12 protein-coding genes are annotated in these 12,148 nt (G+C 39.8%); 10 read left to right on the top strand and 2 right to left on the bottom strand.

Annotated elements, in window-relative coordinates; translation table 11 throughout:
* Positions 1-49 precede the first annotated feature (49 nt).
* From M5A78_RS17135 to yajC, 7 genes are all read left to right on the top strand, one after another.
* Positions 50-745, top strand: coding sequence for a YhcN/YlaJ family sporulation lipoprotein (locus tag M5A78_RS17135; protein ID WP_248736502.1), 696 nt, complete (start codon positions 50-52; stop codon positions 743-745).
* Positions 746-886: 141 nt separating this feature from the next.
* Entirely contained in the window at positions 887-1,447 is a 561-nt protein-coding gene (locus tag M5A78_RS17130) for an intercompartmental signaling factor BofC (RefSeq protein ID WP_248736501.1), read from the top strand.
* A gap of 272 nt (positions 1,448-1,719) precedes the next feature.
* On the top strand, positions 1,720-2,331 hold the full coding sequence (gene ruvA / locus M5A78_RS17125; protein ID WP_248736500.1) for a Holliday junction branch migration protein RuvA: 612 nt from the start codon (positions 1,720-1,722) through the stop codon (positions 2,329-2,331).
* A gap of 10 nt (positions 2,332-2,341) precedes the next feature.
* A complete protein-coding gene (gene ruvB, locus M5A78_RS17120; protein WP_248736499.1) occupies positions 2,342-3,343 on the top strand; it encodes a Holliday junction branch migration DNA helicase RuvB in 1,002 nt (333 codons plus the stop codon).
* Positions 3,344-3,565: 222 nt separating this feature from the next.
* Positions 3,566-4,594 carry a tRNA preQ1(34) S-adenosylmethionine ribosyltransferase-isomerase QueA gene (queA, locus tag M5A78_RS17115; protein WP_248736498.1) on the top strand — a complete coding sequence of 343 codons (1,029 nt, stop codon included), beginning with the start codon at positions 3,566-3,568 and terminating at the stop codon, positions 4,592-4,594.
* A 28-nt stretch (positions 4,595-4,622) separates the two neighbouring features.
* Positions 4,623-5,762 carry a tRNA guanosine(34) transglycosylase Tgt gene (tgt, locus tag M5A78_RS17110; RefSeq protein ID WP_248736497.1) on the top strand — a complete coding sequence of 380 codons (1,140 nt, stop codon included), beginning with the start codon at positions 4,623-4,625 and terminating at the stop codon, positions 5,760-5,762.
* A 29-nt stretch (positions 5,763-5,791) separates the two neighbouring features.
* Positions 5,792-6,082, top strand: a complete 291-nt coding sequence (gene yajC / locus M5A78_RS17105; protein ID WP_248736496.1) for a preprotein translocase subunit YajC — start codon at positions 5,792-5,794, stop codon at positions 6,080-6,082.
* A gap of 47 nt (positions 6,083-6,129) precedes the next feature.
* Here the strand turns inward: yajC and M5A78_RS17100 are convergent, their stop codons facing one another.
* Entirely contained in the window at positions 6,130-6,492 is a 363-nt protein-coding gene (locus M5A78_RS17100; protein WP_248736495.1) for a TIGR04086 family membrane protein, read from the bottom strand.
* A 230-nt stretch (positions 6,493-6,722) separates the two neighbouring features.
* On the opposite strand from M5A78_RS17100, the gene M5A78_RS17095 reads away from it, so the two are divergent.
* A complete protein-coding gene (locus M5A78_RS17095; RefSeq protein ID WP_248736494.1) occupies positions 6,723-7,388 on the top strand; it encodes a DUF421 domain-containing protein in 666 nt (221 codons plus the stop codon).
* Between the two features lie 227 nt (positions 7,389-7,615).
* Here the strand turns inward: M5A78_RS17095 and spoVB are convergent, their stop codons facing one another.
* Positions 7,616-9,160 carry a stage V sporulation protein B gene (gene spoVB, locus M5A78_RS17090; protein WP_248736493.1) on the bottom strand — a complete coding sequence of 515 codons (1,545 nt, stop codon included), beginning with the start codon at positions 9,158-9,160 and terminating at the stop codon, positions 7,616-7,618.
* A 139-nt stretch (positions 9,161-9,299) separates the two neighbouring features.
* Between spoVB and M5A78_RS17085 the strand changes: the two genes are divergently transcribed.
* Positions 9,300-9,596 carry a post-transcriptional regulator gene (locus M5A78_RS17085; protein WP_248736492.1) on the top strand — a complete coding sequence of 99 codons (297 nt, stop codon included), beginning with the start codon at positions 9,300-9,302 and terminating at the stop codon, positions 9,594-9,596.
* Positions 9,597-9,744: 148 nt separating this feature from the next.
* Complete coding sequence (gene secDF, locus M5A78_RS17080; protein WP_248736491.1) at positions 9,745-12,006, top strand: protein translocase subunit SecDF; 2,262 nt, start codon at positions 9,745-9,747, stop codon at positions 12,004-12,006.
* The last annotated feature ends 142 nt before the right edge of the window (positions 12,007-12,148 follow it).

Genomic DNA, 12,148 nt, shown 5'->3' with positions numbered 1-12,148 from the left:
ATGAGCATGGATGACATGCTCAGGAAGTTATTGAAGGGGGTTTTTTCGCATGAATAAGAAACAGTGGATGATTCCTCTTTCGGCCTTAATGATGGTTGGAATAGTCGGTTGCACAAAGGATAATAGCAGGGCGGGTCTGAATCAGTCTAATAATAATCCGTTACGCCCTGTTGGTTATTACTCCAATGAAAACCACCCTAACAATGGGAATGCTTTATTTAGAGATAATGATGGGGCAATAACCGATATGATGGACCGTACCTTCGGGGATGAGGATAAAGTTACAAACGAACAAAGAAGAAGTCAACTGCAGGTAAGAGACAAAAATGGTAATCCGAAAAACCCAACGACACCGTTAGCTTCGAAAGATCGAAACTTTTTTCAACGGGATGATCGTTTCAGCACCAGTGATATGAATTATCACGGTCATTTGAATAAAAATATTGGAAATACCGGGGTTGCAACAGACCCAAATTTTCAAGATAATGTAACGAATAATATTAGAAACAAGGTAGCAAGAATCAATAATGTTCAGGATGTAAGATCCGTTGCCTACGGAAATACAGTGATTGTTTCAGTGAAATTGATTGATAATGGGAAAGCAGCAAATACAAAAAAGGCCATCAAAGATGCAGTGAAGCCTTACGCGAATGGAAGAACGGTAACCGTTCTAACGGATGAAGGAACCCTTGGCCGCGATCGCAACATTAATAATGATATTCAGCTCAATAGAGGAGGAAAATAATTCAACTTCCTGAACAAGGGCAAAGCTTCCGGGCTTTGTCCTTTTAAATTTACCTTATACAGCTACGGATAAAAAGGCAATAAAAGGCTAAAATAGTATTGAAAAGATTGTTCAATTTTTTAACAATAAGAGGTGAGTAGCATGAGGAAGTATTGGATAGCATTGTTTCGATTATGCATGCCTGTATTCGCTGTTATTCTCTTCATGTTTAGCTTTGGGGCATCGTTTGTTTTGATAACGGGCTCTGTAACAGCTGCACAACTGGATAGCCGTCAAACTCAGCAAAAGCCTAAACCATTAAACATTACGGTGATTTTAGAACGAGTCTATCTTGATGGAGAAATCAGTCAAGAAGTCATCCACGAGACATGCTGGCTAATGGAGAATTTTTGGGCTAAATATGACCAGTGGCAGCTTACAGACAGCGATGAATCAACTTTTGTTTTTAGAAAACAAGTGGATGATATCTCCCCATTACTGAAGGCAAATGGCTTTTTTGGTATTACAGATGCTGGTGTGCTGACTATTTTTAACGGAAGGCCAGGCCAATCAAGAATCATTCAATCTTTTTTCCAAATAGATATAAAAAAGTTAGAGAGTAAAAAACAAGAAGAGCTGACTCAAGGCATCCCCATTAAAACAAAAGATCATTATGTCGAAGTTTTAGAAACATTTAAACCATATTCGATAAAAAAAGAATAGAAACATCCCTGAATCAGACTGATAGAAGCTAATCAGCCTGGTTTTTTTTGTGAAATTTACTATTCTGCTTGCTTGAATGTAGTCAATTTAAGGATATCAATGGATTTAGGAAGATATCAGCGGATTTTTGGTATATATCAGCGAATTCGTGACATATATCAGCGAATCCAAATTCCGAATAGTTTGAAGTTCCGCTTAGCAGCTATTTTCTTCAACTAACATAAAATTGTATGGTAGAATGAAATTTAGTGAAACTAGGGGAGAGAATTCGATTGTATGAATTTATTAGAGGGGCCGTCGATTTTGTCGGGCCAGAATATATTGTTATCGAAAACAATGGGATTGGCTATCAAATATCAACGCCGAACCCGTTTATTTATTCTAGTAAAATGGAAACAATGGTGACTGTGTATACCTATCATTACGTTCGCGAGGATGTAAGCGCGCTGTATGGCTTTGAAACAAGAGAAGAAAAAAAGCTCTTTACCAAATTATTAAATGTTTCTGGAATTGGGCCGAAAGGGGCACTGGCGATTCTTGCGTCTGGGGAAGTCCAGCAAGTAGTCATCGCGATTGAAAATGAGGATGAAAGCTTCCTCGTCAAATTTCCAGGCGTCGGCAAAAAAACAGCTAGGCAGATGATTCTTGATCTAAAAGGAAAATTACAGGATGTCGTCCCTGACTATTTCCCGAATTTATTTAATGCAGAAAAATTCGCGTTACCAAAGCCATCAAGCACCGTAGCCTTTGAGGAAGCGATTCTTGCCTTGAAAGCCCTTGGCTATTCAGAAAAAGAAATTAAAAAGATTTCACCTGAGTTAAGAAAAGAACAGCTGTCAACAGATCAATACATTAAAAAAGCCCTCCAGCGGCTTTTAAAATAGGTGATGGCCCATGGAAGAACGAATTATTTCTAGTGAAGTGAATGAGAACGAGATAAGCATTGAACAAAGCCTTCGGCCGCAAACAATAAAGCAGTACATTGGGCAGAATCAGGTCAAGGAAAATCTAGAAATATTTATTAAGGCAGCGCGTCTTCGCAACGAAACCCTGGACCATGTTCTCCTTTATGGTCCGCCGGGATTGGGGAAGACAACCCTTGCCGTCATTATCGCCAATGAAATGGGCGTGAACATTCGGACAACATCAGGGCCGGCAATTGAAAGGCCGGGTGATTTAGCCGCAATTCTGACCGCGCTTGAACCGGGAGACGTTTTATTTATTGATGAAATACACCGTCTACCGCGAACGATTGAAGAGGTGCTATATCCCGCGATGGAGGATTTTTGCCTAGATATCGTGATTGGAAAAGGTCCTAGTGCCAGGTCCGTACGTCTCGATCTGCCTCCATTTACGCTCGTAGGTGCTACGACAAGGGCTGGTTCTCTTTCAGCTCCGCTTCGCGACAGATTTGGAGTTTTAAGCCGGCTCGAGTATTATAAGGAAGATCAATTAAAAAGTATAGTAATCCGAACGGCAGAATTGTTCGATACGAAAATTGACGAGCCTTCGGCAGCGGAAATTGCTAGAAGAGCAAGGGGAACCCCGAGGATTGCCAATCGACTTCTCCGCAGGGTTCGGGACTTTGCTCAGGTAAAAGGAAATGGTACAATTGACCTTTCCCTCGCACGAGAAGCATTAGAACTTCTCCAAGTAGACCGACTTGGTCTCGATCACATTGATCACAAATTATTAAAAGGAATTATTGAAAAATTCCGTGGCGGCCCTGTTGGTCTTGATACGATTGCTGCATCGATTGGGGAAGAGTCAGAAACGATAGAAGATGTGTATGAGCCGTATTTACTGCAAATCGGCTTCTTACAACGAACACCTCGAGGACGAGTGGTCACCGGAGCTGTTTATCACCATTTTGGGCTGGAGATTCCTGCTCCATGATTGGTTTATGTTATAAGACAAGGTTGAATAAAATTTCGACTTTGAGAATTGGCTACTCGAACGCCCAGCGACTAGTGAACATCGCTCCCTCCCTACGATAAGTCAACATCGAATTGCTAACGCTCTTCGTGTTTCCTTAACTCAGTCGGAGCGCTCCAGTTCATACATTGATAAACAGGCACTTACGCTTTTCTTATTTTATAATGATTAGGATGTCATAATATGAAAGTAGATTTATTTGATTTTCATTTGCCTGAAGAATTAATTGCTCAAGTTCCACTGAAAAATCGGACTGACAGCAGATTAATGGTATTAGATAAGGAAACAGGCGATATCAAGCACGAAGTTTTTAAAAATATAACTGAGTATTTGCGTGAAGGGGATTGCCTTGTCTTAAATGACACAAAGGTATTGCCTGCACGCCTTTTTGGTGTCAAAAAAGATACAGGAGCCAAAATTGAAGTCCTACTTTTGAAACAGCTAGAAGGCGATCAGTGGGAAACGCTTGTGAAGCCGGCAAAAAGGGTGAAGGAAGGGACCGAAATCGATTTTGGTGAGGGTCTGCTTACAGCCGTTTGTACTGGCACATCAGACCATGGTGGAAGAATCCTGGATTTCAAATATGAGGGTATTTTTTATGAGGTACTTGATCAATTAGGTGAAATGCCACTGCCACCATACATAAAAGAGCAGCTAGATGATCGGGACCGATATCAGACTGTGTTTGCCCGCGAACCTGGTTCCGCGGCAGCGCCGACGGCAGGACTTCATTTTACCGAAGCACTATTGGATGAGATTAAAGATAAAGGTGTCCATGTTACGTTTATTACCCTCCATGTAGGCCTTGGTACATTTAGACCAGTAAGTGTCGATGATGTATTGGAGCATGATATGCATTCAGAATTTTATATGGTATCAGAGGGAACAGCCAAATTGCTTAACAAGGTAAGGAATAATGGCGGCAGAATTATTACCGTTGGGACGACCTCGACAAGGACACTGGAGACGATTGCCTCCGCCAATGATGGACAGTTTGTCGAAGGCAGCGGCTGGACCAATATTTTTATTTATCCAGGCTACCAATTTAAAGCCATTGATGGAATGATTACCAATTTCCATTTACCAAAATCAACCTTAATAATGCTTGTTAGTGCATTGGCAAGTAGAGAAAATATTTTGCACGCCTACAAGACTGCTGTAGAGGACGAATATCGCTTTTTCAGCTTTGGCGATGCCATGTTTATCATCTAAGGGAAGCACGAGGAAGGAGACAAAGAATTTGACTGCAATTCGTTACGAATTAATCAAAACATGTAAGCAAACGGGGGCACGGCTTGGCCGCGTCCATACACCTCACGGATCTTTTGATACACCTGCTTTTATGCCGGTTGGGACACTTGCGACCGTGAAAACGATGTCCCCAGAAGATTTAAAAGAAATGGGTGCCGGGATTATTTTAAGCAACACCTATCATTTATGGCTCCGCCCTGGCCATGAAATCATTAAAGAAGCAGGCGGTCTGCATAAATTTATGAACTGGGACCGCGCGATTTTAACGGATTCCGGTGGTTTCCAGGTGTTCAGTTTAAGTGAATTCCGTAAAATCGAAGAAGAAGGCGTACACTTCCGCAATCATATGAGCGGAGAAAAGTTATTTTTATCTCCGGAAAAAGCGATGGAAATCCAGAATGCCCTTGGTTCCGATATCATGATGGCTTTTGATGAGTGTCCACCATACCCGGCCACTTTTGAATATATGAAGAAATCAGTTGAGCGGACATCGAGATGGGCGGAACGTTGTTTAAGTGCCCACCAGCGTCCTGGAGACCAAGGTTTATTTGGTATCGTGCAAGGTGGAGAATATGAGGAGCTCCGTAAACAGAGCGCGAAAGACCTTGTATCGTTAGACTTTCCTGGCTATGCTATTGGGGGATTATCGGTGGGTGAACCAAAAGACATAATGAATCGGATGCTTGAATACACAACACCGCTATTACCGTCCAATAAGCCTCGTTATTTAATGGGAGTAGGATCGCCGGACTCTTTAATTGATGGCTCGATTCGTGGGGTTGATATGTTTGACTGTGTGTTGCCAACACGGATTGCCAGAAATGGTACGTTAATGACTAGCAATGGTCGTCTTGTGGTGAAGAATGCAAAATTTGCCCGAGATTTTGGACCGCTTGATGAAAATTGCGATTGCTATACATGCCGAAACTATAGTAGAGCCTATATTCGTCACTTAATTAAATGTGATGAAACATTCGGAATTCGTTTAACGTCTTACCATAATCTCTATTTTCTGTTAAGATTAATGGAGAAAGTCAGACAAGCCATCATGGAAGACCGGCTTGGTGATTTCCGCGAAGAATTTTTTGAACGTTATGGCTTCAATAAGCCAAACGCGAAAAATTTCTAATAGATGCTTTTTGAAAGGAGGGAAACAAGATGCAAGGTACTATGGGTACAATCATTCCATTAATATTAATGTTTGTATTATTTTATTTCCTATTAATTCGCCCGCAGCAAAAACGCCAAAAAGCGGTTCAGCAAATGCAGCGCGATTTAAAGAAGGGTGATAAAGTTGTCACGATTGGTGGACTACATGGTTTTGTAGACTCTATTGATGATAGTAAAGCTGTAATTAAATGTGGAGACGGTAGCCGTCTTACATTTGACCGTTCTGCGATTCGTGAAGTCACTGAAGGTAGCGGAGAAAGCGTAAACCTTTCAAAATAATCATAAAAAGTAAAAGGAAGCCACAAATAATGGCTTCCTTTTACTTTTTAGACTGACCGTCTAGAATTGTTGGTTGCAATGTTAACTCCTAAAATCCCACCCATCATGGCAATTAATGTATAGCAGGTATGATAGATTACTTGCTCGGCGTCAAACAGTCGATCATAGCCTAAGTATTGAAACAAAAATACAACAAGTGAGTAAATGAGCCCAGTTAGTCCTCCTATAAGCCAGCCTTTTTCTTTACGCTTCCCTCCAGATAGAAAACCACCTCCGAATAGTCCAATAAATGATAGAGCCGTAATGACATATTGAACTGATCCTTCACGAGCGGATGTAAACCTAAGAATAAACGCGAAAATAAGGCTGCATATCACGGCAAAAGCAAAGACAAAAAATAATCCATACAAAATCGAGGTTCCAAAGCTTTTTGATTCGATTTTACTCTCCCCCTTTAGGCCGCCAGAATTTTTCTTTATTTTCTGTAGTGCCCTAGATTACAGTTTCTTTCCTAGTACAAGCGTATTCGTTAAGGCAGGAAATTAGAATTAAAAGATGCCCGCTTTTCAAAAAGAAAACGAATGATAAGCCCGTAACTGCGAACAATAGGACTGAATGGAAAAAAAGGGGCGATTCGTAAGTGGAAGTATACTTGAGTATCATTTTTCGAACTGTTTTGTTATATGTAGTTATGCTAATTATTTTCAGGGTAATGGGGAAGAGGGAGATTGGGGAATTAAGTATTCTGGATCTCGTTGTTTTTATCATGATTGGTGAGATGGCCGTAATTGCGATTGAAAATACGAAGGATCCGCTCTTACACACGGTTATACCAATGGTGCTGCTGATGTGTATTCAAGTTACGCTTGCGATTCTTTCATTAAAAAACAAGAAATTTCGTGATCTTATCGATGGAAAGCCCAGTATTATCATCAATCGCGGGAAAATTGATGAGGCAGAGATGAAAAAGCTGCGTTATAATTTTGATGATTTGATGACACAATTACGAGAAAAAGACATTAGAAGTATTACAGATGTTGAATTTGCCATTTTAGAAACATCGGGTAAATTATCTGTTTTAGAAAAAATAGAGGAGCCAAAGAAACCAAAAACTCCTTCCGAGAATGGTGACATTACCATTCCATTAATTATTGATGGGACTATTGAGGAAGAGAGCCTAAAAAGGATTAATAAAACCAATTTGTGGCTGCGGCAAGAACTTAAAAAGAAGGGTTACCGGGATATTAAGAAAATTTCTTTCTGCAGTTATGAAAACGGCAAGTTTTTCATTGATATGCAGGATTGAACTTAACTGAAAGGAGACACGCCAATCTAAAGAAAGCGTGTCTTTCAGGTATGGAAAAGGGGAGGAGTGCCGCAAAAAATCAGTTTATCTAAATCTAAGCGAAAAACAATTTTACTTTGAACAGGTGAAGCTATGATTTGCTCACAGCGCCTTTATTAGGTTAGTGTAACGACTCATATCCTAGCTATTTTCTAGATAGGCTTGGTATTGAAACTCATATTGGTTTTTTAAAAAAATCTACCTATCCAAGGAAATCGGTGTAGTTCATCCTTTTTAATTAGCCCGAATAATAGCAGCAGGACTAAATAGGAAATCCCCATCCCCGAAATCGAGGTTAACACCCTGATCACTAAATGTTCTTTTAAGAGGATATTTTCAAACAACCAAAATCCTAACCAGCCGGATGCCCCCATAACTAGAAAGCCTTTTAAATAATCTCGAATGTTAAACGGGAAGGAAATCTTTTTTAATACAGTAGCAAAATGAAGAATCGTTACTAACACAAAGCCGACGATAATCCCGAGCGCAGCCCCAGTTATGCCAAAGGAGGCTTGTGAGGCCAGTAAAAAGATAACAGCTGTTTTGACGACGGCCCCAATTAGACTATTTATCATCGCAGCTCTCGCAAGATTTAACGCTTGAAGGACCGCCTGTAATGGACCTTGATAGTAATAAAACAAAAAGAATGGAGCCATTAACCGAATAAAGTATGCCCCTTTCGTTGACCCATACATTAGCTGCATGAGAGGGTCTGCCAATACATATAGGACAATGACGGCAAGTCCACCTGTTAAAAAGGTCAACCGTAATGCTTGCTGCAGCCGATAGGCAATTAACTTGTGGTTATTTCGTGAATTGGCCTCACTGATAGCAGGAACCAACGATGTTGCTAATGAAAAGGTGACAAAAGATGGCAGCATTAACAGCGGCATCGCGTAGCCGGTTAAGGATCCATATAGTTTCGTGGCATTAACTGCAACAACGCCTGCGATGGCTAAGCTGTGGACAACGACGATTGGTTCAAAAAACCAAGCAACCGAACCAATCATTCTGCTTCCCATTGTGGGTAAAGCAATTTCCATTAAATCAAGGAATGTCTGTTTCCCTTGCTGGGCGAATTGAAAGAAATTCTTTCTAAGCGGAAAACGTTTTTTTAATTTAAAAGTAGTCATTAAGTAACCGAGTGAAACCAGTTCACCAATAACAGATGCCGCCATTGCAGCAGCAGCTGCATATTCAACTCCATATGGAAGAAATGCCTTCGTCATCACGGCAATTAAGGTAATTCTGACAAGCTGCTCCAAAATCTGCGAAATGGCTGACGGACGCATATTTTGTCTTCCTTGGAAATAGCCTCGTAATACAGAAGAAATGGCGATAATTGGAATTGCTGGTGCGATGGCAATTAAAGGATAAAAAGTCCTTTGATCAGTAAACAGCGTCGTTGAAAGAATCGGTGCTAGCAGGATAATTGCCGGTGTAATAATGATGGATAAGCTAATCGTAGTTGCCAGGGAAACAACAAGGATTTTTTTAATTTCAGCATAATCTTTTCTTACCTCAGCCTCGGCGATATTTTTTGAAATAGCTACCGGTAGACCTAGCTGCGTGATTGTTACCACAAGAATAAAGGTTGGATATGCCATCATATATAAGCCGACGCCTTCTTCGCCAATGCTTCTTGCTAGGACAATCCGATAAATAAAACCAAGGACCCTTGTAATTAATCCGGCAATTAATAGGATAAAAGTCCCCTTTAAAAACTTCGACATGCTGATTCCCACCTTCTCAAAAAAGAAGAATTCATATACAATTAACTATATGCTTCATGGTGGACAAAGCATGACATGTTGTAAGAGCTTTTTACAAGACAATTAACTTTAAGGGGTCATCCCCAGGGGGGCAGATTGGATGGATAATAGCAGTGTAAACGACCATTTTCGTACCCAGGTTCAACCGGCAATAGCAAGTAAACTCGAGGAGTTTCGATTGCTAGGGATTGATTCTGTAACGGAACAAGGGCTTTGGGAATTCTTAATAAAGAAAAAGTGGAAAAAGGTAAAAGATGAATTAAAGCTATACGAAATTATCCAAGAAATACTCTCTGTTAAAGTAAGTGATTATATCAGCTTTGCAACCATTGAGACATATAAAACGGCTGAATTTTCTTTTGATGATGAAAACGAATTGAAAGAGCTTTTAAAGTAGTCCCAAAGTTATTTAAATTTTCATTTTAGTGAAATTGACAGCTAATCTATCTTATTCCATAATGGAAGCAGTGACTTTTTTATTATTTTTATATAAGGCTTGTATGTAAAAGTGCTAACGCACAGGCACTAAGGAGGAACAATACATAATGGTAAAGCGCAGTAGAATTATTGCTTTCTTTCTTGTGGTTCTAATTATAGGGAGCACAATGGGAGCAACGACAAAGAACATCTTAAACAATTTGAAGCTTGGACTTGATCTTCAAGGTGGATTTGAAGTTTTGTACGAGGTTGAGGCTAAAAATGGTCAAAAGATTGACAAGGATGTAATGGCTAATACGGCTAAAGCGCTTGATAAGCGTATTAACGTCCTAGGGGTTAGTGAACCGAGTATTCAAATCGAAGGGAATAATCGGATTCGCGTCCAGCTTGCGGGTGTTACAGATCAAGCAAAAGCACGGGAAATTCTGTCTACTCAAGCAAATCTAACCTTCCGTGATGCCAATGATGTGGTTAAGATGGATGGAACGGACTTAAAACAAGGGGGAGCAAAGCAAACATTTGATGAAAAAGGAGCTCCAAGTGTCTCTTTAACATTAAAGAGTGCGGATAAGTTTAAAACGGTCACTCAAGATATTGTTAATATGGCACCAAATAATGTTCTTGTTATTTGGCTCGATTTCGAAGAGGGAAAAGACTCTTTTAAAAATGAAGTTACAAAGCCAAAACCCAAATATTTATCAGCACCAACTGTAAACCAAGTTTTTAACCAAAATACTGTTTCCATTGTCGGAAACTTCACTGCGAAAGAAGCGCAAACCTTATCTTCGCTTTTAAACGCAGGGGCGCTACCTGTAAAGCTAAAGGAAGTTTATTCAACTTCTGTAGGAGCTAAATTTGGAGAACAAGCCTTAAATGAGACAGTACTTGCTGGTATCATCGGCGTCGTCCTCATTTATCTGTTCATGCTTTTCTATTATCGTTTTCCTGGCTTCATTGCAACCGTTACATTATCGATTTATATTTATCTCGTGTTATTAATTTTTGATTGGATGAATGGTGTCCTGACCTTGCCGGGTATCGCCGCGATTATTCTCGGGGTCGGTATGGCTGTCGATGCCAATATCATCACCTATGAACGGATCAAAGAAGAACTAAAAGTGGGTAAAAACATTAAAGCAGCGTTCGAAGCTGGTGAAAAACATGCTTTTACAGCCATCCTTGACTCTAACTTAACAACAATCTTAACAGCTGCTGTTTTATTCTACTACGGGACAAGCTCTGTAAAAGGTTTTGCGACCATGTTAATTGTGAGTGTCTTGATGAGTTTTCTCACTAATGTTTACTTTTCCAGACTTTTGTTAGGGCTATGGGTTCACAGCGGTTTATTAAAAAACAAACCGAGCTGGTTTGGTGTACACCCGTCCAAAATTAAAGCTATTTCCGAAAACGTTGATACCATCGATCTCCCAACTAGATTTGATAAAATTGATTTTGTAAAACTAAGGAAAAAAATATTCCTTTTATCAGCAACACTAATTGTAGTTGGTACTGTGGTTATTTCTATTTTCCGTTTGAATTTAGGTATTGATTTTTCAAGCGGAACGCGTGTAGATGTTCAATCGAACACCCCTTTAACAACTGAACAGGTTAAAAGTGCCTTTATCAAACTTGATCTAAAACCAGATGATGTTGTCATTTCTGGTGATAAAAAAGAAAAGGGTGCTGTTCGTATGGTTGGTGTTTTGTCTAAAAATGAAATTGCCGACTTAAAAGCAGAGTTAAAGAAGGAGTTCGGCTTTGAGCCAAATGTCAGCACCGTTTCTCCAACAGTAGGGAAAGAGCTGGCGAAAAATGCCTTTATCTCAGTTTTGCTTGCATCGATAGGTATTATTCTTTACGTTTCATTGCGATTTGAAATGTATATGGCCATCGCAGCCGTTGCTTCAATCCTTCACGATGCGTTCTTTATGATTGCTATTTTCAGTATTACTCGACTTGAAGTCGATTTAAACTATATCGCGGCAATCTTGACGATTGTTGGATATTCGAACCACGATACGATCGTTACCTTTGACAGGATTCGTGAAAATATGTATAAGAAAAAGCGTCTCAAAACGGTTCAGGATATTGCTGAAGTGGTAAACGTTAGTATTCGTCAAACATTAACTCGTTCGGTCAACACAGTATTAACAGTTTTAGTAACTACTTCATGCTTAATGATTTTTGGAAGCTCATCAATCCGCAATTTCTCTATTGCCTTGTTCGTAGGATTAATTGTCGGTGTATATTCCTCCGTCTTTATCGCAGGCTCTTTATGGTATGTAATGAAATGTAAAGAGTTGAAGAAGAAAGGTGTTATTAAAACTGAGAAAGAAAAGAGAAAATATTCTGATCAACCACAGGTGTAATTTTTAGAAAAAACCGCAAACTGATATTATCCCCTTTAAGTAGACAGTGTAAAAAACCCATGTGTATAGCGTGGGTGTTACACTAATACTTGGAGGGGATTTTTCTATGGCTAAAAAAGGACAACAATTTCAAAGGTATACA

It is taken from the genome of Neobacillus rhizosphaerae (assembly GCF_937468385.1).
Lineage (GTDB): Bacteria > Bacillota > Bacilli > Bacillales > Cytobacillaceae > Neobacillus > Neobacillus rhizosphaerae.
Note: the sequence above shows the minus strand (reverse complement) of the source record. Positions and strands in the feature narration are given on the sequence as shown.

Excerpts from the sequence above, each read along its gene's own strand:
- M5A78_RS17135 (WP_248736502.1), top strand. The coding sequence starts at position 50 with ATGAATAAGAAACAGTGGATGATTCCTCTTTCGGCCTTAATGATGGTT.
- M5A78_RS17130 (WP_248736501.1), top strand. The coding sequence starts at position 887 with ATGAGGAAGTATTGGATAGCATTGTTTCGATTATGCATGCCTGTATTC.
- ruvB (WP_248736499.1), top strand. The coding sequence starts at position 2,342 with ATGGAAGAACGAATTATTTCTAGTGAAGTGAATGAGAACGAGATAAGC.
- queA (WP_248736498.1), top strand. The coding sequence starts at position 3,566 with ATGAAAGTAGATTTATTTGATTTTCATTTGCCTGAAGAATTAATTGCT.
- yajC (WP_248736496.1), top strand. The coding sequence starts at position 5,792 with ATGCAAGGTACTATGGGTACAATCATTCCATTAATATTAATGTTTGTA.
- spoVB (WP_248736493.1), bottom strand. The coding sequence starts at position 9,160 with ATGTCGAAGTTTTTAAAGGGGACTTTTATCCTATTAATTGCCGGATTA.
- M5A78_RS17085 (WP_248736492.1), top strand. The coding sequence starts at position 9,300 with ATGGATAATAGCAGTGTAAACGACCATTTTCGTACCCAGGTTCAACCG.
- secDF (WP_248736491.1), top strand. The coding sequence starts at position 9,745 with ATGGTAAAGCGCAGTAGAATTATTGCTTTCTTTCTTGTGGTTCTAATT.